The sequence below is a fragment of the Streptomyces sp. NPDC051822 genome, assembly GCF_044452745.1.
Classification (GTDB): Bacteria; Actinomycetota; Actinomycetes; order Streptomycetales; family Streptomycetaceae; genus Streptomyces.
On record NZ_JBITBZ010000012.1, the window covers coordinates 142,353 to 161,592 of the forward strand.

The following is a 19,240-nucleotide window of genomic DNA, read 5'->3' on the forward strand; positions in this document are numbered from 1 at the left end:
GCACCGGTTATGGGTTCGGCAAAGAAACACCTGTACGGGCTTACGCCCGGCGCTTCCCTGACGAAAGGATCCCCCGGACAGAACGACACCTACAGGGGGAGTACTTGTGGCACGCACGGCAGTGCTCGGTTCGGCCGGCACTCTGATGGCCGGCGCGCTCGTCGTGGGCGCGCTCGCGGCCCCGGCGGCGAACGCCGACAGCGACCGGCAGCTGCGCGACGCGGAGGCGATCGGCGTCACCGTCGCCGCGGCGCGAGCGGCTCGGACGGGCATCGACTGGCAGGACTGTCCGACCGGCTGGGGGCTGGAGAAGCCGATCCAGTGCGGCTGGGTCACCGTCCCGGTCGACTACGCCAGGCCCGACGGCAAGAAGATCAAGATAGCCGTGGACCGGATCAAGGCCACCGGCACCCCCGCCGAGCACCAGGGCGCCCTCCTCTACAACCCGGGCGGCCCCGGCGGCTCCGGCCTGCGCTTCCCGCGCCGGGTCACCACGAAGAACGCGATCTGGGCGAACACCGCCAAGGCCTACGACTTCGTGGGCTTCGACCCGCGCGGCGTCGGCAAGTCCGCCCCCATCTCCTGCGTCGACCCGGCCGAGTTCGTCAAGGGCCCCAAGGCCGACCCGGTCCCCGACAGCGAGGCCGACAAGCTCGCGCAGCGCAAGCTGGCCGCCGAGTACGCCGAGGGCTGCGCCGAGAAGAGCGGCGACCTGCTGCCCTTCATCAACACGCGCAACACCGCCCGCGACCTCGACGTCGTCCGCGCCGCACTCGGCGAGAAGAAGCTGAACTTCGTCGGCGTCTCGTACGGCACCTACCTCGGCGCGGTCTACGGCACCCTCTTCCCGACCCACGTCCGCCGCATGGTCCTCGACAGCGTCGTCAATCCGTCGAAGCAGAAGATCTGGTACGAGGCCAACCTCGACCAGGACATCGCCTTCGAGGGCCGGCTGAAGGACTGGATGACCTGGGTCGCCCAGCACGACGCCGCCTACCACCTCGGCGACACCTACGAGGAGGTCCGGAAGCAGTGGGAGACCCTGCGCGCCGCCGCCAAGAAGGCGCCCCTCGGCGGCAAGGTCGGCCCGGCCGAGCTCATCGGCTTCTTCCAGAACGCCCCCTACTACGACTCCATGTGGGCCCCGGTCGCCGAGGCCTGGAGCGCGTACGCGGCGGGCGACCCGCAGCCGCTGATCGACTCGGCCGCGTCGGACCCGACCGACACGGCGGGCAACGCGGCCTCGGAGAACGGCAACGCCGTCTACACCGCGGTCGAGTGCGCCGACGCGCCCTGGCCGACCAGCTGGAAGAAGTGGGACCGGGACAATAGCCGGCTCCACGAGCAGTACCCGTTCATGACCTGGGCCAACGCGTGGATGAACCTGCCCTGCGCCACCTGGTCCGCCCCGCGCCAGCGCCCGACCGAGGTGAGGACCGGCAAGGGCCTGCCGCCGGTGCTCATCACCCAGTCGGAGCGCGATGCCGCCACCCCGTACGCGGGCGCCGTCGAACTGCACAAGCGGTTCAAGGGCTCGCGCCTGATCACGGAGCGGGACGCCGGCTCGCACGGCCTCACCAACGCGGTCAACCCGTGCCTCAACACCAAGGTCGAGGCCTATCTGCTGACCGGGAAGCTGGACGCGCGGGACCAGGTCTGCGCTCCGCACGCCACGCCGCAGCCGTGACGGCCCGCACCGCGTGACGAAGGAGGGGGCGGCCGTCCGACGGCCGCCCCTTTCTTCATGCCCGTGACGCCGGCCGGGCGTCCTCCGCGCGACACCGCGCCGTGCGCGGATCCGCCGTCAGCGTTCCCGGCCGGGGAACTTGCGCGGCGGCGTCCCACCCGGGGCCTCCGATGCCTCCGACGCCTCCGCGGCCTTCACCACCGCCGCGTACTCGTCCACGTACTCCTGCCCGGACAGCCGCAGGATCTCGTACATGATCTCGTCGGTCACCGCGCGGACCACCGCCCTCTCACCCGCCGAGCCCTCGAAGCGCGAGAAGTCCAGCGGTTCCCCGAACCGGATGGTGACCCGCCGAATCCTCGGCACCACCTTCCCCGGCGGCTGGATCTCGAAGGTCCCCACCATGGCGCAGGGCACCACCGGCACCCCGGCCGTCAGCGCCATCACCGCCACTCCCACCTTCCCCTTGTAGAGCCGCCCGTCGTGCGACCGCGTCCCCTCCGGATAGATGCCCAGCAGCTCGCCCCGGTCGAGGACGCCGAGTCCCTCGCGGATCGCCGCCTTCCCGGCCTCCTTCCCCGACCGGTCGACCGGGATCTGCCCGGCCGCCCGGAAGAAGGCCGCCGTCAGCCGGCCCTTGATCCCCGGCCCCGTGAAGTACTCCTGCTTCGCGAGGAAGGTGATCCGCCGGTCGAGGACGACCGGCATCAGGAAGTGGTCGGAGAAGGACAGGTGATTGCCCGCGACGATCGCCGCGCCCTCCTCCGGGATGTGCTCGAGCCCCTCGATCCGCGGCCGGAACAGCAGCCTCAGGAGCGGTCCGAGCAGTACGTGCTTCATCAGGTGGTAGAACACCCGCGACCCCCGTTTCGTCGTCCGTCAAGCCCGTTGTATCCGTGCGCGGGCCCGTGGTCCACTGATGGGGGAGCGTCACCATGACGAGCGAGCGGCGAACCGGACGCCCCGGCCGCGTCCTCACCGCGCTGTTGTGCGCGCTGACGGCGGCCGGTCTGTACGGCTGCGCCGACCCGGGCAGGCCCGAACCCACACCGAGTCCCGCCACCACGGCACCCGCGCCCACCACCCCCACGTCCCCGGCCCCCACGACGGCCGCGCCGACCGGGCGCTCGCCCTTCACCGGGCTTCCGGCCCGCCCCGCGCCGGTCCTCGCCGTCAAGATCGACAACGTGGGCCCCGCCCGTCCCCACACCGGCCTCGGCGCGGCCGACCTGGTCTACGTCGAACAGGTCGAGGCGGGCCAGACCCGGCTCCTCGCCGTCTACTCCTCCCGGCTCCCCGACCGGACGGGCCCCGTCCGCAGCGCCCGTGAGTCCGACGTCGAGCTGCTCGCGCAGTTCGACGACCCGGCGCTTGCCTACTCCGGCTCCCAGACCGCCCTGAAACCGCTGCTCAGGGCCGCGCCCCTGCACGCACTGCCGCCGGAGGACGCCCCCCGAGCCTTCGTCCGCGGTGGCGGCCGTCCCGCGCCCCACAACCTGTACCTCCTGCCGGGCCGGGCCCTGGCGGCGGCTCCCGGCACCGGGCTCGCCCAGGACATCGGATTCCGCTTCGGGGCGCCTCCCGAGGGCGGCACCCCGGTCAGCGAGCGCACCGTGCGCTACCCCGCCGCCCGGTACACCTTCACCTGGTCCGCTCCCGACAAGGCCTGGCGGGTCGCGATGGACGGCAGACCCGCCGTGACCACGGACGCCGGGCCGCTGAAGCCGGCGACCGTCGTGATCCAGTACGTCGACATCCGCCCGTCCCGCTTCCGCGACTTCCTCGGCAGCGTCTCCCCGTACACCGAGACCGTCGGGAGCGGCACCGCGCTCGTCCTGCGCGACGGACGCGCCCACGAGGCCCGCTGGTCCCGTCCCATGGCGACGGCCGGCACCACCTTCACGACCCCGGACGGACAGCGGCTCGCCTTCGCACCGGGCCAGGTCTGGGTGGTCCTGGCCCCGAAGGGCTGATCGACAAGACACCCCCTAGGGCCGCGCGGGGCCTGTCGGTGGGCGGCGGCGGGGGGTGGAGGGGGTCGCGCCGTCCGAGGCGGCGAGGCCGATCGTCGCCACTCCGAGCACGATCCAGGCGAACCAGAGCCAGCCGCTGCTGCCTAGCGCCACCGTGTACGCCGTCGTCAGCACCAGCGCGGCACAGGTGAGCACCGTCATCGTCTTCGTGGAACCGGACATCAGTCCGCCCTCCTCCAACCGAGGACACGGAAGCCGTCCAGGCCATGGTGACCCCCCGAGAGGGGCGCGCGCTACTCCCCGGACGCTCCGGCGTGCGCCGGGAACGCCGCCGGGCCCCACGATCCGGCGCGGAGCGTCACCGCCGGGTCTGGAGGGAGGCCAGGTACGCGTTGTAGGCCTCCAGCTCCTTGTCCCCGTTCCGGTCGGCGGCCCGGTCCTGGCGGACCGCCTGCCGCTGCTCGGAGTGGTACCACTGGTAGACCAGCGCGATCAGCACGAGCACGGACGGGATCTCGCTGAACGCCCACGCGATGCCGCCCGCCGCGTTCTGGTCGGTGAGCACGTCGATGCCCAGCGAGGCCGGCGGGTTCTCGTACGCCTTGACCATCGGCTCCGACGCCATCATCAGCGCGATGCCGAAGAAGGCGTGGAACGGCATCCCCGCGAACAGCTCCAGCATCCGCATCACATAGCCCGGCCGGTGCGGACCCGGGTCGACGCCCATGATCGGCCAGAAGAAGACCACGCCCACCATCAGGAAGTGCACCATCATCCCGATGTGCCCGGGCTTCGAACCCATCAGGAAGTCGAAGAGCGGCGTGAAGTACAGCGCGTACAGGCTCGCGATGAACATCGGGATCGTGAAGCCGGGGTGCGTGATCACCTTGATGTACCGGCTGTGCAGCAGCTTCAGGAGCAGCTCGCGCGGCCCCGTCGACCCGCGGCCCGCCACCGGAAGGGCCCGCAGCGCGAGGGTCACCGGCGCGCCGAGCAGCAGCAGGATCGGCGACAGCATGGAGATCACCATGTGCTGCACCATGTGCACGCTGAACATGACCATGCCGTAGTCGTTGAGCTTCGTGCAGGTCACGAGCGCGACGGTCAGCACGCCGACCGTGAAGAACACCGTCCGGCTCACCGGCCACGCGTCCCCGCGACGCCGCAGCCGCACCACGCCCACGCCGTACAGACCGAGCGCCGCGAGGCAGCCGATCAGGAAGAAGAGGTCGGGAGAGAACTCCAGGCCCCGCCCCAGCGTGAACGGCGGCAGATCCATGGTCGTGCCGTGCCCGCTGTGATCCATCGTGTGCACTCCTGGAGCCCGATTCGCGCTTGTTGTCCGCACCAGACTAGAACCGCCCCCGGCCGCGACTGCGACCGGGGGCGGATGTCACGTACGGACGCCGCTCAGAGCACGCACTCGGCCTCGGCGTACCGGTCGGCCGGGACCGTCTTGAGGGTCTCCACGGCCTGGGCCAGCGGGACCATCGTGATCTCGGTGCCGCGCAGCGCGGTCAGCATGCCGAACTCGCCGCGGTGCGCCGCCTCGACCGCGTGCCAGCCGAAGCGGGTGGCGAGGACCCGGTCGTACGCGGTGGGGGTGCCGCCGCGCTGGACGTGGCCCAGGATCACCGGACGGGCTTCCTTGCCGAGCCGCCGCTCCAGCTCCACGGAGAGCTGGTTGGCGATCCCGGTGAAGCGCTCGTGGCCGTAGATGTCGGTGCCGGCGGTCTTGAACTCCATCGAGCCCTCACGCGGCTTCGCGCCCTCCGCCACGACCACGATCGCGAACCGCTTGCCGGCCTCGAAGCGCTCGCCGACCCGGGCGGTCAGCTCGTCCATGTCGAAGGGGCGCTCGGGGACGACCACGGCGTGCGCGCCTGCGGCCATGCCGGAGTGCAGCGCTATCCAGCCGGTGTGGCGGCCCATGACCTCGACGACGAGGACCCGCTGGTGGGACTCGGCGGTGGTCTTCAGCCGGTCGAGGGCCTCGGTGGCGACGGTCACGGCCGTGTCGAAGCCGAAGGTGACGTCGGTGGAGGCGATGTCGTTGTCGATGGTCTTCGGGACGCCGACGATGGGCAGACCCGCCTCGGAGAGCAGGTTCGCCGCCTTCAGGGTGCCTTCGCCGCCGATCGGGATGATGGCGTCGAGGCCCAGGTCGGCCACGTGGCCGCGGGCGCGCTCGACGCCGCCGACCAGGTGCGCGGGCTGGACCCGCGAGGAGCCGAGGATGGTACCGCCCCGGGCCAGGATGCCGCCCACCGCTTCGAGGTCGAGCTTGCGGTAGTCGCACTCCAGGAGGCCCTTCCACCCGTCGTGGAAGCCGATGACCTCGTCGCCGTGGTCGACGACGGCGCGGTGCACGACGGAACGGATGACAGCGTTCAGACCGGGGCAGTCTCCGCCGGAGGTGAGCACGCCAATGCGCATAGCCCAAAAACCTTTGCAACGTGGGCCGACTCCCGGACCACGTCGTCCGGCTGGATCCCCGCCACCCTATCGCCGCAGGGTGGCGGGGCCGAACCGGATGTCCGCACAGTGGACAACGTACGTTCGTACGAGGGACCAACAGCGGTGCGCGGGCTGACTCAGGCGGGCTGCGAGGCCGCCGTGATGCGCTCGGCGCGCAGCGCCTCGTACCAGCGGTCGTCGGTCGGCGGCAGCGCGTTCACGTCGAGGGCCAGCTTCAGGAGCAGGTCCGCGATCTGCGGGTTCCTGGCCATGACGGGGCCGTGCATGTACGTACCGAAGACGGTGTCGTTGTACGCGCCCTCGGTGCCGTCGCCGGTCCCGTTGCCGTTGCCGAAGACGGTGCGGGCGAACGGCCGGGCCGTCGGGCCGAGATGGGTGATGCCCTGGTGGTTCTCGAAGCCCGTCAGCTGGGGGAGGCCGAGCCGCGGGTCGATGTCCGCGAGGACGTCGCCGACGCACCGCGCGCCCTCGCCGCGGGTCGAGATCACGTCGATCAGACCCAGGCCGGCCTCGCGCTCGCCGAGGTCGTTGATGAACTCGTGGCCCAGGATCTGGTAGCCGGCGCAGACCGAGAAGATGATCGCGCCGTTGGACGCGGCCCGGCTCAGGCCGCCGTCCCGCCGCAGCCGCTCGGACGCGAGCCGCTGCGGCCGGTCCTCACCGCCGCCGATCAGGTAGATGTCGCCGGAGGTCGGCACCGGCTGGTCGCTGCGGACGTCGACGCGCTCGACGTGGAGGCCGCGCTGCTCCGCGCGGCGCTGGACGACGAGGACGTTGCCCTGGTCGCCGTAGGTGCTGAGCAGGTCCGGGTAGACCCAGACCAGGCGCAGGCTGCTGTCACTCATGCTGCAAGTCCTCTACGGGTCAGTTGCCGACGCGGCGGCGGACGTCCTGGAAGGCGGTGTAGTTGGCGATCAGCTCGATCTGCCCGGGCGGGGCCATCGCGACGGCCTCGTCGATCGTCTCGCAGACGCGGAAGTCCACGCCCGCGACCTCCAGGCGGACCGCGAGGTCCAGCTTCCGGTCGCCGATCACCATGATCGGGTGGCCGGCGAGCCGGCCGTAGTCCACGTCCCACAGCCAGGAGGTGTCCGTGCCGTCGGCGCCGCGCGCGTTGACGGAGAGGATCACCGGGGTCGGCGGCTGGTCGATGAGGGAAAACGTTTCGAGCCAGCCCGCCGGGTTCTTCGCGAGCAGCAGTCGCAGGTCGCGGCCCTGGAAGGAGACGACGTCGTAGCGTCCGGCGACGGCCTGCACCTGGTACATGCGCTCCAGGGCGACCTGCGGCGGCACGCCGAAGACGGCGGCGACGGCGGCCGAGGTGGCGGCGTTCGCCTTGTTGGCGCGGCCGGGCAGCTGGAGACGGATCGGCCAGGCCGAACCGTGCGGGTCGAGCACGTGGTCGCCGCTGAGCGCCCAGCTCGGCGCGGGACGGCGGAAGCCGCACTCGCCGCAGAACCAGTCGTCGCCCGGACGCTGCATCACACCGCCGCAGGCGGGGCACGACCAGGCGTCGTCCTTCCACTCCTGGCCGGCTGCCACCCACACCACGTTGGGCGAGGAGGAGGCGGCCCAGACGATGAGCGGGTCGTCGGCGTTGGCGACGACGACGGCCTTGGTGCCGTTGAGCCCCTCGCGCCACTTCTCGGCGAGCATCCGGGTCTCGGCGGCGCGGTCGAGCTGGTCGCGGGAGAGGTTGAGCAGCGCGATCACCTTGGGCGTGGTGTCGCGGGCGACGCCGGCGAGGTACTTCTCGTCGACCTCGATGACGCCGTACTTGGAGTCCGAGCCGCCGGCGAGCGCCGAGGTGATGCCGGCGGGCATGTTGGCGCCGAGCGCGTTCGAGACGACGGGGCCCGCCGCACGCAGGGCCTCCGCGATGAGCCGGGTCGTCGTCGTCTTGCCGTTGGTCGCCGACACCAGGACGACGTCCAGGTGCTGTGCGAGCCGACCGAGGAGGTCCGGGTCGAGCCGCAGCGCCACCTTGCCGCCGATCACGGATCCACTGCCGCGCCCCGCCGCACGCGACACCGCGGCCGCGGCCTTGCCCGCCGTCACGGCCAGCTTGGCGCGCGGCGACAGCGGCTCTGGATTACCGGGGTGTCCTGACATCGTTCTTGTTCCTCCTTGCGTCGGTCCGGGCTCAGCCTATCGAGATCCGGCCAGCAGCCCGAACAGCGGCACCGTCTGCCGGCCGCGGGAAACAGCCAGGTCACGGCGGACCGTACCCTTACGGCCATGCGAAACCGCCCCATCCCCGGCAGTTCCGGCCTCGTCCGAGCGATGACTCTGCTCGGCGACCCCGTGCTGCACAGCCCGTGTGAGCCCGTCACCGACTTCGGGCCCGAACTGGCCCGGCTCGTCGAGGACATGTTCGCCACGATGTACGCGGCGAACGGCGTCGGCCTCGCGGCCAACCAGGTCGGCGTGGGCCTGCGCGTCTTCGTGTACGACTGCCCCGACGACGACGAGATCCGCCACCTGGGCCATGTGGTGAACCCGCGCCTGGTGGAGGCGGACGGCGACGTGATCCGGGGCCCCGAGGGCTGCCTCTCACTGCCGGGCCTGGAAGCCCCGACGCCCCGTTACGACCGCGCGGTGGTCGAGGGCGTACGGATCGACGGGACTCCGATACGCGTGGAGGGCACGGGGTTCTTCGCCCGCTGCCTCCAGCACGAGGCCGATCACCTGGAGGGCGGCGTCTACGCGGACCGGGTCACGGGGTGGCGCAAGTCACGTCTGATCCGGGCCGTCCGCAAGGAGCCGTGGGGGAGCGGGGCCGGGGTGCTGGAGGCGTAGCGGCCCTCCATGTCCCCCCCCGAGAGACCTTCATGTCCCCCAGGAGGCGCGCCCTAGAACCCGGGTCCGCCGGGACGGTCGTCGGCCTCCGCGAGCCGGCCCCACAGCAGGTCGGCCAGACTGCGGACGAGCTCCTCGCGGGAGCAGGGGCGCTCGCCGAGCCACCAGTCGCCGGCCGCGTGCATCATGCCGACGATGCCGTGGCCCCAGATGCGGGCCTGGGCCTCGGCGGCCGGGCCCAGGTCGACGCGCTCGGCGATGACCTGGCCGAGTTCCTCGCCCATGCGGCGGAGCAGCGGCGCGGAGTGCCGGCCGACGTCGAAGCCCTGCTCGGTCTGGTGCGGCTCCTCCGCGGGGTGCATGAGGAAGCGGTAGACCTGCGGCATCGCCTCGATCGAGGCGAGGTAGGTGTCGAGGGTGGCCTCGACACGGCGCCGCCGGTCGGCGGGCGCGTCGAGCGCGGCCCGCAGGGACGAGAGGAGGGCGTCCGTGTGCCGGATGGCGAGGGCGCGGTACAGGCCGCCCTTGTCGCCGAAGTGGCGGTAGAGGATCGGTTTGGTGATGCCGGCCTCGGCCGCGATCGCGTTCATGGAAGCCTGGGGGCCGTCCCGGAGCACCACCCGGTCCGCCGCCTCCAGCAGTTCGCGGCGCCGCTGTTCGGCGGGCGTCTGCCGGTCGGTGGTCCGGTGTGCGATGTCCATAGCGTGTCTCCCCGCCCGTGCGATTCCGTGAGGCTGTCGCAACGTAACACCCGGCCGGTGCCCGGTGCTGGTCGGCCCGAACCGCTCCGCCGCTGGTTGACAGCCCGTACCGGCCGGTAACAGACTGGTGTTACCGCAAGTAACTCACCGCTGGGAGGGCACATGGGCGAGTTCACGCTCGAACTCAACGATGACCAGAAGCAGGTCCGCGACTGGCTCCACGGTTTCGCCGCCGACGTGATGCGCCCCGCGGCCGCCGAATGGGACGAGCGTGAGGAGACGCCCTGGCCGATCATCCAGGAAGCGGCCAAGATCGGCATCTACTCCCTCGACTTCTACGCCCAGCAGTTCTTCGACCCCACCGGTCTCGGCATCCCGATCGCGATGGAGGAGCTCTTCTGGGGCGACGCCGGCATCGCCCTCTCCATCGTCGGCACGGGTCTCGCCGCCGTCGGCGTCCTCGCCAACGGTACCGAGGAGCAGATCGGCACCTGGGTCCCGCAGATGTACGGCGACGCGACCGACGTCAAGCTCGCCGCCTTCTGCTCCTCCGAGCCCGACGCCGGCTCGGACGTCGCCTCCATGCGAACCCGGGCCGTGTACGACGAGGCCAAGGACGAGTGGGTGCTCAACGGCACCAAGACCTGGGCGACCAACGGCGGCATCGCCAACGTCCACGTCGTCGTCGCCGTCGTCGACGCCGAACTCGGCTCCAAGGGCCACGCCTCCTTCATCGTCCCGCCGAACACCCCGGGCCTCTCCCAGGGCCAGAAGTTCCAGAAGCACGGTATCCGCGCCTCCCACACCGCCGAGGTCGTCCTGGAGGACGTCCGGATCCCCGGCCACTGCCTCCTCGGCGGCAAGGAGAAGCTGGACGAGCGCCTCGCCCGTGCCCGGGAGAAGGCCAAGTCGGGCGGCGAGCGCGTCAAGAACGCCGCCATGGCCACCTTCGAGGCCTCGCGCCCGGCGGTCGGAGCCATGGCCGTCGGCACCGCCCGCGCCGCGTACGAGGTGGCCCTCGACTACGCGAAGACCCGCGTCCAGTTCGGCCGCCCGATCATCGAGAACCAGGGCGTCGCCTTCCAGCTCGCCGACATGGCCACCCAGATCGACGCGGCCCGCCTCCTCGTCTGGCGCGCCTCCTGGATGGCCACGGCGGGCAAGCCGTTCACGGCGGCCGAGGGCTCCATGTCCAAGCTGTACGCCAGCGAGGTCGCCAAGCAGGTCACCGCCCAGGCCATCCAGATCCTCGGCGGCAACGGCTACACCCGCGAGTACCCGGTGGAGCGCATGCACCGCGACGCCGCCATCTACACCATCTTCGAGGGCACCAGCGAGATCCAGCGCATGGTGATCAGCCGGGCGCTGGCGAAGTAGCGGCTCCTCACACCACGCAGAACTCGTTGCCCTCCGGGTCCTGGAGGACCACGGCGTAGTAGTCCATGCCGTTCGGCTCGTCCATCGTGTACAGGATCGTGGCGCCGATCGCCGTCAGCCGGGCCACCTCGCCGTCCACCCGCTCGCGGCGGAGGGCGAGGGGGACCTCGCGGCCGCCGCCGACCTTGAGGTCGAGGTGGACCCGGTTCTTGACGGTCTTCGGCTCGGGGACCCGCTGGAACCAGACCCGGGGGCCGGTGCCCTTCGGGTCGACGATGGACTCCGGGAGCTCCCCGGCGTCCTCCTCCAGCTCCTCCTCGGGGACGCCGATCGCCTCCCAGTACGCCCGCCACGTGGGGTGTCCCCCGGGCGGTGGATCGGGGACGTACCGCAGGGCCTCCAGCCAGAAGGGCACCAGGCGCCGGGGGTCGGCGCAGTCGATCGTCAGTTGCAGGGTCAGCTCGGGTGGCTCCATGGCACGAGCCTCCCAGACGCCACTGACAACGGCGGGGCCCGGCGGCATCAGGCCAACCGGCCAGATTCAGACGGGTGTTCGGCGGTTACTACCCGAGGGTTACTTCCTGGGGGACAATCGCCCCGCAGGTGACGATCGAGGGGGAACCGTTCATGGCCATCACCACCGGTACCGAAGCGCCCGAACTCGCGGGACTTCCGCTGCTCGGCTCCATGTTCGACCTCAAGAACGACTCCCTGGGCACCTTCCTGAGGGCCCAGCGCGAGCACGGCGACGTCGTACGGATCACCGCGGGACCGCCCGGCATGCGCGCCGTCGTCTACGGCGTCTTCTCCGCCGAGGGCGCCCAGCAGGTCCTCGCCGGCGAATCCGCCAACTTCCGCAAGGACAACCGGTTCTACCGGGAGCTGCGCGAGTCCTTCGGCAACGGGCTCCTCACGAGCCAGGACGACGACTACCTCCGCCAGCGCCGGCTCGTCCAGCCCCTCTTCACCCGCCGCCGTGTCGACTCCTACGCCTCGGCCGTCGCCGCCGAGGTCACCACCCTCCTCGGCGAGTGGCAGGACGGCGGCGGATCCGTCGACGTCCTCCAGGAGATGACCCGCTTCGCCATGCGGGCCGTCGCCCGCATCCTCTTCGGCACGGACGTCGACGCCGCCGTCGAGATCGTCGAGCGCAGCTTCCCCGAACTCGGCGCCTACGTGCTGCGCCGCGGCTTCTCCCCGGTCAACGTCCCCCGCGACTGGCCCACCCCGGGCAACCGCAAGGCCGCCGCCGTCCACCAGGCGCTGTACGAGGTCTGCGACCGCATCATCGCCGAACGCCGCGGCTCCGGCGCGGCCCCCGGCGACGGGCAGGACCTCCTCAGCCTCCTCGTCGAGGCCGAGAGCGCCGAGGACGACAGCTTCGACGCGACCGAACTCCGCGAGCAGGTCCTCGTGTTCCTGCTCGCCGGTCACGAGACGACCGCCAGCTCCCTCGGCTTCGCCCTGCACCTCCTCGCCCTCCACCCGGAGGCGCAGAAGCGCGCCCACGAGGAGGTCGACCGGGTCCTCGCCGGCCGTACCCCCGGGGCCGCCGACCTCGACGCGCTGCCGTACGTCACCCAGGTCCTCAAGGAGGCCATGCGGCTCTTCCCGGCCGCCGCGGCCATCGGCCGCCGTGCCGTCGCCGCCACCGAGATCGGCGGCGTCACCATCCCGGCGGGCTCGGACGTCATCGTCGCCCCCTGGGTCACCCACCGCCACCCGGACTACTGGGAGGACGCGGAGCGCTTCGACCCGGACCGCTTCACGCCCGAGGCGGAGGCCACCCGCCCCCGGTACGCCTGGTTCCCCTTCGGTGGCGGCCCGCGCGCCTGCATAGGCCAGCACTTCTCCATGCTGGAGTCGGTGATCGCCCTGGCGATGATCCTCCAGCGCTACGGCTTCGAGGCCGTCGACACCGAGGTCCCCGTCACCGCCGCGATCACCCTCCAGGCGACGGGCCCGGCCCGCTGCCGCCTCAAGCCCAGGACCGCCTAGGGTCTTTCGTTCGGATCAGGCCGGATCAGGGCGCGGTGCCGGACCCCGCGAGCCCGGCATGATCCAAACGAGAGGCCCTGGCAGTCACGCCGTTCCTAGCGCCGGGTCGCGACCACGGCCGTCGCCCACCACTCCTCGGAGGTGACCAACTCGGGGACGAGGAGGTCGCCCGAGACCTTCCTGACGGCCTCCGCGGCCATTTCGGCCTGGCGTTCGCTCGTCTCCACGAGGAGGTGTCCGCCCGGCGCCAGCCACTCCGGCGCCTCGGCGGCGACCCGCCGCAGCACGTCGAGACCGTCCGGGCCGCCGTCGAGCGTGACGTGCGGCTCGTGGTCCCGTGCCTCGGGCGGCAGCAACCCGATCTCCTCGGTCGGTACGTAGGGCACGTTCGCGACCAGGATCTCGACCCGGCCCCGCAGATCCGGCGGGAGCGGCGCGAACAGGTCGCCCTCGTACACCCGGCCGCCGCGCGGCTCGACGTTCCGCCGGGCGCAGCGCACCGCCGCCGGCTCGATGTCCGAGGCGTGCACCTCCGCGCCTCCGACCCGGTCGAGCAGCACCGCGCCCGCCGCGCCTGAGCCGCAGCACAGGTCGACGCAGACGGCGCCCGGCCGGGCCAGCTCCACCGCGTGCCCGACCAGGAACTCCGTACGCCGCCGGGGCACGAAGACCCCGCCGTCGACCTCGATCCGCAGCCCGCCGAACTCGGCCCAGCCCACGATGTGCTCCAGCGGCAGGCCCGCGGCCCGCCGCTCGACCATGAGGTCGAGCTCGGCGGCGCCGCTCGCCGCGGCGAGCAGCATCTCCGCCTCCTCCTCGGCGAAGACGCACCCGGCGGCCCGCAGTCGCTCGACGACGCCGGCGTCAGACAAGCTGCGCCTCGATCTCGGCGATGATCTCGGGGGCGTCCGGCTCGACGCGCGGACGGAAGCGGGTCACCCGGCCGTCGCGGCCGACGAGGAACTTCTCGAAGTTCCACTGGACGTCACCGGCCTCCCCGTCGGCGTCGGCGACCTTGACCAGCTCCGCGTAGAGCGGGTGGCGGGCCTCGCCGTTGACGTCCGTCTTCTCCAGGAGCGGGAAGGACACCCCGTACGAGGTCGAACAGAAGGTCCGGATCTCCTCGGCGCTCCCCGGCTCCTGGCCCGCGAACTGGTTGCAGGGCACGCCGAGCACGGTGAAACCGCGCTCCCCGTACTCCTTCTGCAGCCGCTCAAGACCCGCGTACTGCGGGGTCAGACCGCACTTGGAGGCCACGTTCACGACCAGGACGGGGCGGTCCCGGTAGTCGGCGAGGGAGATCGGGTCACCGGTCAGTGTCTTCAGCGGAATGTCGTACAGGCTCATGGACTGCTCCTCGTGGAAATAGGGTTTGATCACAGCATGGGAGACGAACCACTGGCAATCGCGATCGATTCCGCACCGGAGGAGGGACCGCGCCGGGTGTGCTGCCGGCTCTGCGGCCGCCCCCTGACCGGAGCGGACTCGCGACGCACGGGCCTCGGCCCGACCTGCGACGCCAAACTCCACCCCCCTGCCCCCGACATCCGCACCCGTCGCCACGAGGTCGAGCAGGACACCCTCCCTGGCATCGACCCGTCGCCGTAGGCGCCTCGGGCCGGAACCGGGCGACGCTACCAGCGCGGAAAAGCGATCGCCCAGCCGTTTCCCCGGTCGGCACAGTGAGCCCCGATGAGAGCGAAACCCGAGCGACCGGAGTCCTGAAATGTCGACCCTGCGCGTCACCGCCGAAGTCCTGACCGTCCATCCGCACCCCAACGCCGACGCCCTGGAACTCGCCCAGGTCGGTCTGTACCGGGCCGTCGTCGCCAAGGGTGCCTACCGGACCGGCGACGCCGCCGTCTACATCCCGGAGCAGGCGGTGCTGCCCGCCGCGCTCGTCGACGAGCTCGGGCTGACCGGGCGGCTCTCCGGGAAGGGATCGGACCGGGTCAAGGCGGTGCGGCTGCGCGGGGAGCTGTCGCAGGGGATCGTGTGCCGGCCCGGCGCTCTCGCGGACACCGACCTGGCGCGGGCGGCGGCCGACGGCACCGACTTCGCGGAGACCCTGGGCATCACCAAGTGGGCGCCGCCGGTCCCCACGACCATGGACGGCGACGTCGAGGCCGCCCCCGACCTGCTGCCCTGGGTCGACATCGAGAACCTCCAGCGCTATCCCGGCATCTTCGAGCCGGGCGAGCCCGTCGTCCTGACCGAGAAGCTCCACGGAACGGCCTGCCTGCTGACCCTGCACGCCGAGGACGGCCGCGCACAGGTCTCCTCCAAGGGGTACGGGGCCAAGGGCCTCGCCCTCAAGGAGGACCCGCGCAACCTGTACTGGCGGGCCGTCCACGGCCACGGACTGCCCGCCGTCGCCGAGCGGCTCGCGAAGCGGCTCGGCGCCCGGCGCGTCGGGCTCTTCGGCGAGGTGTACGGCGCCGGGGTTCAGGACCTCGCGTACGGCGCCGACGGCCGGGGCGAGACGGTCGGGTACGCCCTGTTCGACGTGTCGGCCGACATCGACGGTCAGATCCACTGGCTGGACCCGGCCGAGGTCCTGGAGCCCGGCGAGGCCCCGCTCGTCCCGCGCCTCTACGCCGGCCCGTACGACCTGGACACCGTCCTCGCCCACGCGAGCGGCCGCGAGACCGTGTCCGGCCGCGAGGCGCACCTGCGGGAGGGCGTCGTCATCAGGCCCGCGACCGAGCGGTACAGCCCGGTCGTCGGCGGCCGGGCCATCGCCAAGGCGGTCAGCCCGGCCTACCTGACCCGCAAGGGCGGCACCGAGTACGAGTGACCGGGAGGGAGGGCTACAGCTTCCTGAACAGGCCCTCCTGGACCACCGACACCAGGAGCCGGCCCTCGCGGTCGTAGATCCGGCCCCGGGCCAGGCCCCGGCCGCCCGTGGCGATCGGGGACTCCTGGTCGTACAGGAACCACTCGTCCGCGCGGAACGGCCGGTGGAACCACATCGCGTGGTCGAGCGACGCCATGTCGAAGCCGCGCGGGCCCCAGAGCGGCTCGACCGGGATGCGGACCGCGTCCAGGAGCGTCATGTCCGAGGCGTACGTCAGGGCGCAGGTGTGGACCAGCGGGTCGTCGCCCAGCGGGCCGACGGCCCGCATCCACACCGCGCTGCGCGGGTCCGCGTCGGTGATCTCCTCCTTGGTCCAGCGCAGCCGGTCCACGTACCGGATGTCGAACGGCTGCCGGCGGGCCATCCGCTCCAGGGCCTCCGGCAGCGCGCCCAGGTGTTGGCGGATCTCGTCCGCGAGGTTCGGCAGGGTCTCCGGGTCGGTCAGATGCCTCGGCGGCAGCTGGTGCTCGAAGGCACCCTCCTCAGGCCGGTGGAAGGAGGCCGTCAGATTGAAGATCGTCCGCCCCTCCTGGATCGCCGTGACCCGGCGGGTCGTGAACGAGCGCCCGTCCCGCACCCGCTCCACCTGGTACACGATCGGCACGCCCGGCCGCCCCGGCCGCAGGAAGTAGGCGTGCAGCGAGTGCACCGGCCGGTCGCCCTCGGTGGTGCGGCCGGCCGCCACCAGGGCCTGTCCGGCGACCTGCCCGCCGAAGACCCGTTGCAGCGACTCCTGCGGGCTGCGCCCACGGAAGATGTTGATCTCGATCTGCTCCAGGTCGAGCAGATCCACGAGCCTCTCGGCGGGATTCGTCACCACGGGACTGAACTCTCCTCTACAGCTGTCCGACGGACGTGACACGGACGACCGCGCGGCCCTCCTCGTCGGAGGCCGCGAGATCCACCTCCGCGCCGATGCCCCAGTCATGGTCGCCGTTCGGGTCGGCGAAGGTCTGCCGGACGCGCCACAGGCCGTGCGCCGCGTCCTCCTCGATGGCGAGCAGCTTCGGGCCCCGCGCGTCCGGGCCCGTACCGAGGTCGTCGTACTCGTCCCAGTACGCGTCCATCGCCTCGCCCCAGGCGTCCGCGTCCCAGCCGGACTCGGCGTCGAGCTCGCCGAGCGCGGCCACGTTGTCGAGCGCGGCCAGCTCCACCCGCCGGAACATCGCGTTGCGCACGAGGACCCGGAAGGCGCGGGCGTTGGCCGTGACCGGCTTGACCTGGTCGGCCTTCTCCTGGGCCTCCTCGGCCGTCTGCACCTCGGGGTTGGCGAGCTGCTCCCATTCGTCGAGCAGCGAGGAGTCGACCTGGCGCACCATCTCGCCCAGCCAGGCGATCAGGTCCTCCAGGTCCTCGGTCTTCAGGTCGTCCGGGATGGTGTGGTCGAGCGCCTTGTACGCGCTCGCGAGGTAGCGCAGGACGATGCCCTCGGTCCGCGCCAGCTCGTACCAGGAGGTGAACTCCGTGAAGGTCAGGGCCCGTTCGTACATGTCACGGATGACCGACTTCGGCGACACCGGGTGGTCGCCGACCCATGGGTGCGACTTCCGGTAGACGTTGTACGCGTGCCAGAGGAGCTCCTCCAGCGGCTTCGGGTACGAGATGTCCTGGAGCCGCTCCATCCGCTCCTCGTACTCGACGCCGTCCGCCTTCATCTGCCCGACCGCCTCGCCGCGCGCCTTGTTCTGCATGGCGTGGAGGATCTGGCGGGGGTCGTCGAGCGTCGACTCCAGGACGGACACCATGTCCAGGGCGTACGAGGGGGACTCCGGGTCCAGCAGGTCGAAGGCGGCGAGCGCGAACGTCGACAGCGGCTGGTTGAGCGCGAAGTCCTGCTGGAGGTCGACCGTCAGCCGGATCGTGCGTCCCTCGGCGTCCGGCTCGGGCAACTGTTCCACCACCCCGCCGTCGAGCAGCGAGCGGTAGATCGCGATGGCGCGCCGGATGTGCCGCAGCTGGGCCTTGCGCGGCTCGTGGTTGTCCTCCAGGAGCTTGCGCATCGCCTCGAAGGCGTTGCCCGGCCGGGCGATCACCGACAGGAGCATGATGTTGGTGACCTTGAAGCGGGAGGTCAGCGGCTCGGGCTCGGCGGCGATCAGCTTCTCGAAGGTGGTGTCGCTCCAGGCGACGAAGCCCTCGGGGGCCTTCTTGCGGACCACCTTGCGGCGCTTCTTCGGGTCGTCGCCGGCCTTGGCGAGCGCCTTCTCGTTCTCGATGACGTGCTCGGGGGCCTGGGCGACCACGTAACCGGCCGTGTCGAAGCCGGCCCGGCCGGCCCGGCCCGCGATCTGGTGGAACTCACGGGCGCGCAGCGTCCGCACCCGGGTGCCGTCGTACTTGGTCAGGGCCGTGAAGAGCACCGTGCGGATCGGCACGTTCACGCCGACGCCGAGGGTGTCCGTCCCGCAGATCACCTTCAGGAGGCCCGCCTGGGCGAGCTTCTCGACGAGCCGCCGGTACTTCGGCAGCATGCCCGCGTGGTGCACGCCGATGCCGTGGCGGACGTAACGCGAGAGGTTCTGGCCGAACTTGGTGGTGAAGCGGAAGTTGCCGATCAGCTCGGCGATCTTGTCCTTCTCCTCGCGCGTGCACATGTTGATGCTCATCAGCGACTGCGCGCGCTCGACGGCCTGCGCCTGCGTGAAGTGCACGATGTAGACCGGCGCCTGCCTGGTCTCGAGCAGCTCGGTCAGGGTGTCCGTGATGGGCGTGAGCCGGTACTCGTACGAGAGCGGCACCGGCCGGGTCGCCGAGCGGACCACCGAGGTCGGCCGGCCCGTGCGCCGGGTCAGGTCCTTCTCGAACATCGACATGTCGCCGAGCGTCGCCGACATGAGCACGAACTGCGCCTGGGGGAGTTCCAGGAGCGGGATCTGCCAGGCCCAGCCGCGGTCCTGTTCGGCGTAGAAGTGGAACTCGTCCATCACGACCTGGCCGATGTCCGCGTACTTGCCGTCCCGCAGCGCGATCGAGGCCAGCACCTCAGCCGTACAGCAGATGATCGGCGCGTCCGCGTTCACGGAGGCGTCGCCGGTCAGCATGCCGACGTTCTCGGTGCCGAAGAGCTTGCACAGGTCGAAGAACTTCTCCGACACGAGCGCCTTGATCGGCGCGGTGTAGAAGGTCACCTGGTCGTTCGCGAGCGCGGTGAAGTGCGCCCCCGCCGCGACCAGCGACTTTCCGGAGCCGGTGGGTGTGGACAAGATCACGTTGGCCCCGGAGACGACCTCGATCAGCGCCTCTTCCTGGGCCGGGTAGAGCGTGATGCCCCGGTCCTCGGCCCAGGAGGAGAAGGCCTCGAAGAGGGCGTCGGGGTCGGCGGTCGGCGGCAGCTGATCGATAAGGGTCACGCCCCCCATCTTGCCTGGAT

General features: G+C 71.5%; 19 protein-coding genes. 7 read left to right on the top strand and 12 right to left on the bottom strand.

The genetic code is table 11. The annotated features are described in order from the left end of the window. Positions 1–106: 106 nt before the first annotated feature. Positions 107–1,687, top strand: coding sequence for an alpha/beta hydrolase (locus tag ACIA8N_RS30335; protein WP_365780787.1), 1,581 nt, complete (start codon positions 107–109; stop codon positions 1,685–1,687). Between the two features lie 117 nt (positions 1,688–1,804). Here ACIA8N_RS30335 and ACIA8N_RS30340 read toward each other — a convergent pair whose 3' ends face one another. After that, the gene (locus ACIA8N_RS30340; RefSeq protein ID WP_365780786.1) at positions 1,805–2,542 is read right to left on the bottom strand and encodes a lysophospholipid acyltransferase family protein; all 738 of its coding nucleotides are present in this window, start codon (positions 2,540–2,542) and stop codon (positions 1,805–1,807) included. Positions 2,543–2,622: 80 nt separating this feature from the next. Here ACIA8N_RS30340 and ACIA8N_RS30345 point away from each other — a divergent pair, with 80 nt between their 5' ends. Beyond that, positions 2,623–3,660 carry a DUF3048 domain-containing protein gene (locus ACIA8N_RS30345; RefSeq protein WP_365780785.1) on the top strand — a complete coding sequence of 346 codons (1,038 nt, stop codon included), beginning with the start codon at positions 2,623–2,625 and terminating at the stop codon, positions 3,658–3,660. Between the two features lie 15 nt (positions 3,661–3,675). On the opposite strand, the gene ACIA8N_RS30350 is transcribed toward ACIA8N_RS30345, so the two are convergent. From ACIA8N_RS30350 to ACIA8N_RS30370, 5 genes are all read right to left on the bottom strand, one after another. Beyond that, positions 3,676–3,882: a hypothetical protein gene (locus tag ACIA8N_RS30350; protein ID WP_365780927.1), complete on the bottom strand. Its 207-nt coding sequence runs from the start codon at positions 3,880–3,882 to the stop codon at positions 3,676–3,678. A gap of 136 nt (positions 3,883–4,018) precedes the next feature. Next, positions 4,019–4,966: a cytochrome c oxidase assembly protein gene (locus tag ACIA8N_RS30355; protein ID WP_365780784.1), complete on the bottom strand. Its 948-nt coding sequence runs from the start codon at positions 4,964–4,966 to the stop codon at positions 4,019–4,021. Positions 4,967–5,070: 104 nt separating this feature from the next. Then, on the bottom strand, positions 5,071–6,096 hold the full coding sequence (locus ACIA8N_RS30360; protein WP_030206780.1) for a 6-phosphofructokinase: 1,026 nt from the start codon (positions 6,094–6,096) through the stop codon (positions 5,071–5,073). 158 nt (positions 6,097–6,254) lie between these two features. Further along, positions 6,255–6,983: a type 1 glutamine amidotransferase gene (locus ACIA8N_RS30365; protein ID WP_030206782.1), complete on the bottom strand. Its 729-nt coding sequence runs from the start codon at positions 6,981–6,983 to the stop codon at positions 6,255–6,257. A 19-nt stretch (positions 6,984–7,002) separates the two neighbouring features. Further along, complete coding sequence (locus ACIA8N_RS30370) at positions 7,003–8,250, bottom strand: MurT ligase domain-containing protein (protein WP_030546002.1); 1,248 nt, start codon at positions 8,248–8,250, stop codon at positions 7,003–7,005. Positions 8,251–8,376: 126 nt separating this feature from the next. Here ACIA8N_RS30370 and def point away from each other — a divergent pair, with 126 nt between their 5' ends. Continuing rightward, on the top strand, positions 8,377–8,937 hold the full coding sequence (gene def, locus ACIA8N_RS30375) for a peptide deformylase (RefSeq protein WP_365780783.1): 561 nt from the start codon (positions 8,377–8,379) through the stop codon (positions 8,935–8,937). A 53-nt stretch (positions 8,938–8,990) separates the two neighbouring features. On the opposite strand, the gene ACIA8N_RS30380 is transcribed toward def, so the two are convergent. After that, positions 8,991–9,638 (bottom strand): TetR family transcriptional regulator, encoded by a 648-nt coding sequence (locus ACIA8N_RS30380; protein ID WP_365780782.1) that lies wholly within the window; start codon positions 9,636–9,638, stop codon positions 8,991–8,993. 162 nt (positions 9,639–9,800) lie between these two features. Between ACIA8N_RS30380 and ACIA8N_RS30385 the strand changes: the two genes are divergently transcribed. Then, positions 9,801–11,015: an acyl-CoA dehydrogenase family protein gene (locus tag ACIA8N_RS30385; protein ID WP_365780781.1), complete on the top strand. Its 1,215-nt coding sequence runs from the start codon at positions 9,801–9,803 to the stop codon at positions 11,013–11,015. Between the two features lie 7 nt (positions 11,016–11,022). Here ACIA8N_RS30385 and ACIA8N_RS30390 read toward each other — a convergent pair whose 3' ends face one another. After that, complete coding sequence (locus ACIA8N_RS30390) at positions 11,023–11,490, bottom strand: VOC family protein (protein WP_365780780.1); 468 nt, start codon at positions 11,488–11,490, stop codon at positions 11,023–11,025. Between the two features lie 152 nt (positions 11,491–11,642). On the opposite strand from ACIA8N_RS30390, the gene ACIA8N_RS30395 reads away from it, so the two are divergent. Continuing rightward, a complete protein-coding gene (locus ACIA8N_RS30395; protein ID WP_365780779.1) occupies positions 11,643–13,013 on the top strand; it encodes a cytochrome P450 in 1,371 nt (456 codons plus the stop codon). A 95-nt stretch (positions 13,014–13,108) separates the two neighbouring features. Here the strand turns inward: ACIA8N_RS30395 and ACIA8N_RS30400 are convergent, their stop codons facing one another. Together ACIA8N_RS30400 and ACIA8N_RS30405 are read right to left on the bottom strand one after the other, a co-directional pair. Continuing rightward, the gene (locus ACIA8N_RS30400; RefSeq protein ID WP_399416838.1) at positions 13,109–13,816 is read right to left on the bottom strand and encodes a putative protein N(5)-glutamine methyltransferase; all 708 of its coding nucleotides are present in this window, start codon (positions 13,814–13,816) and stop codon (positions 13,109–13,111) included. A 61-nt stretch (positions 13,817–13,877) separates the two neighbouring features. Beyond that, the gene (locus ACIA8N_RS30405) at positions 13,878–14,360 is read right to left on the bottom strand and encodes a glutathione peroxidase (protein ID WP_365780777.1); all 483 of its coding nucleotides are present in this window, start codon (positions 14,358–14,360) and stop codon (positions 13,878–13,880) included. 36 nt (positions 14,361–14,396) lie between these two features. Between ACIA8N_RS30405 and ACIA8N_RS30410 the strand changes: the two genes are divergently transcribed. Both ACIA8N_RS30410 and ACIA8N_RS30415 read left to right on the top strand, forming a co-directional pair. Next, on the top strand, positions 14,397–14,621 hold the full coding sequence (locus ACIA8N_RS30410; protein WP_365780776.1) for a DUF6011 domain-containing protein: 225 nt from the start codon (positions 14,397–14,399) through the stop codon (positions 14,619–14,621). Between the two features lie 118 nt (positions 14,622–14,739). Beyond that, positions 14,740–15,810, top strand: coding sequence for an RNA ligase (ATP) (locus ACIA8N_RS30415; protein WP_365780775.1), 1,071 nt, complete (start codon positions 14,740–14,742; stop codon positions 15,808–15,810). Positions 15,811–15,823: 13 nt separating this feature from the next. Here the strand turns inward: ACIA8N_RS30415 and ACIA8N_RS30420 are convergent, their stop codons facing one another. Next, positions 15,824–16,687 carry an acyl-CoA thioesterase II gene (locus tag ACIA8N_RS30420; RefSeq protein WP_030206807.1) on the bottom strand — a complete coding sequence of 288 codons (864 nt, stop codon included), beginning with the start codon at positions 16,685–16,687 and terminating at the stop codon, positions 15,824–15,826. A gap of 19 nt (positions 16,688–16,706) precedes the next feature. Next, positions 16,707–19,220, bottom strand: a complete 2,514-nt coding sequence (locus ACIA8N_RS30425) for a DUF3516 domain-containing protein (RefSeq protein ID WP_365780774.1) — start codon at positions 19,218–19,220, stop codon at positions 16,707–16,709. Between the last annotated feature and the right edge of the window lie 20 nt (positions 19,221–19,240).

What these genes read in the sequence shown, in the direction of transcription:
- ACIA8N_RS30405 (WP_365780777.1), bottom strand. Translation starts at nt 14,360, where the DNA reads ATGAGCCTGTACGACATTCCGCTGAAGACACTGACCGGTGACCCGATC.
- ACIA8N_RS30350 (WP_365780927.1), bottom strand. Translation starts at nt 3,882, where the DNA reads ATGTCCGGTTCCACGAAGACGATGACGGTGCTCACCTGTGCCGCGCTG.
- ACIA8N_RS30370 (WP_030546002.1), bottom strand. Translation starts at nt 8,250, where the DNA reads ATGTCAGGACACCCCGGTAATCCAGAGCCGCTGTCGCCGCGCGCCAAG.
- ACIA8N_RS30385 (WP_365780781.1), top strand. Translation starts at nt 9,801, where the DNA reads ATGGGCGAGTTCACGCTCGAACTCAACGATGACCAGAAGCAGGTCCGC.
- ACIA8N_RS30365 (WP_030206782.1), bottom strand. Translation starts at nt 6,983, where the DNA reads ATGAGTGACAGCAGCCTGCGCCTGGTCTGGGTCTACCCGGACCTGCTC.
- def (WP_365780783.1), top strand. Translation starts at nt 8,377, where the DNA reads ATGCGAAACCGCCCCATCCCCGGCAGTTCCGGCCTCGTCCGAGCGATG.
- ACIA8N_RS30380 (WP_365780782.1), bottom strand. Translation starts at nt 9,638, where the DNA reads ATGGACATCGCACACCGGACCACCGACCGGCAGACGCCCGCCGAACAG.
- ACIA8N_RS30400 (WP_399416838.1), bottom strand. Translation starts at nt 13,816, where the DNA reads ATGCTGCTCGCCGCGGCGAGCGGCGCCGCCGAGCTCGACCTCATGGTC.
- ACIA8N_RS30395 (WP_365780779.1), top strand. Translation starts at nt 11,643, where the DNA reads ATGGCCATCACCACCGGTACCGAAGCGCCCGAACTCGCGGGACTTCCG.
- ACIA8N_RS30415 (WP_365780775.1), top strand. Translation starts at nt 14,740, where the DNA reads ATGTCGACCCTGCGCGTCACCGCCGAAGTCCTGACCGTCCATCCGCAC.
- ACIA8N_RS30410 (WP_365780776.1), top strand. Translation starts at nt 14,397, where the DNA reads ATGGGAGACGAACCACTGGCAATCGCGATCGATTCCGCACCGGAGGAG.
- ACIA8N_RS30355 (WP_365780784.1), bottom strand. Translation starts at nt 4,966, where the DNA reads ATGGATCACAGCGGGCACGGCACGACCATGGATCTGCCGCCGTTCACG.
- ACIA8N_RS30360 (WP_030206780.1), bottom strand. Translation starts at nt 6,096, where the DNA reads ATGCGCATTGGCGTGCTCACCTCCGGCGGAGACTGCCCCGGTCTGAAC.
- ACIA8N_RS30345 (WP_365780785.1), top strand. Translation starts at nt 2,623, where the DNA reads ATGACGAGCGAGCGGCGAACCGGACGCCCCGGCCGCGTCCTCACCGCG.
- ACIA8N_RS30390 (WP_365780780.1), bottom strand. Translation starts at nt 11,490, where the DNA reads ATGGAGCCACCCGAGCTGACCCTGCAACTGACGATCGACTGCGCCGAC.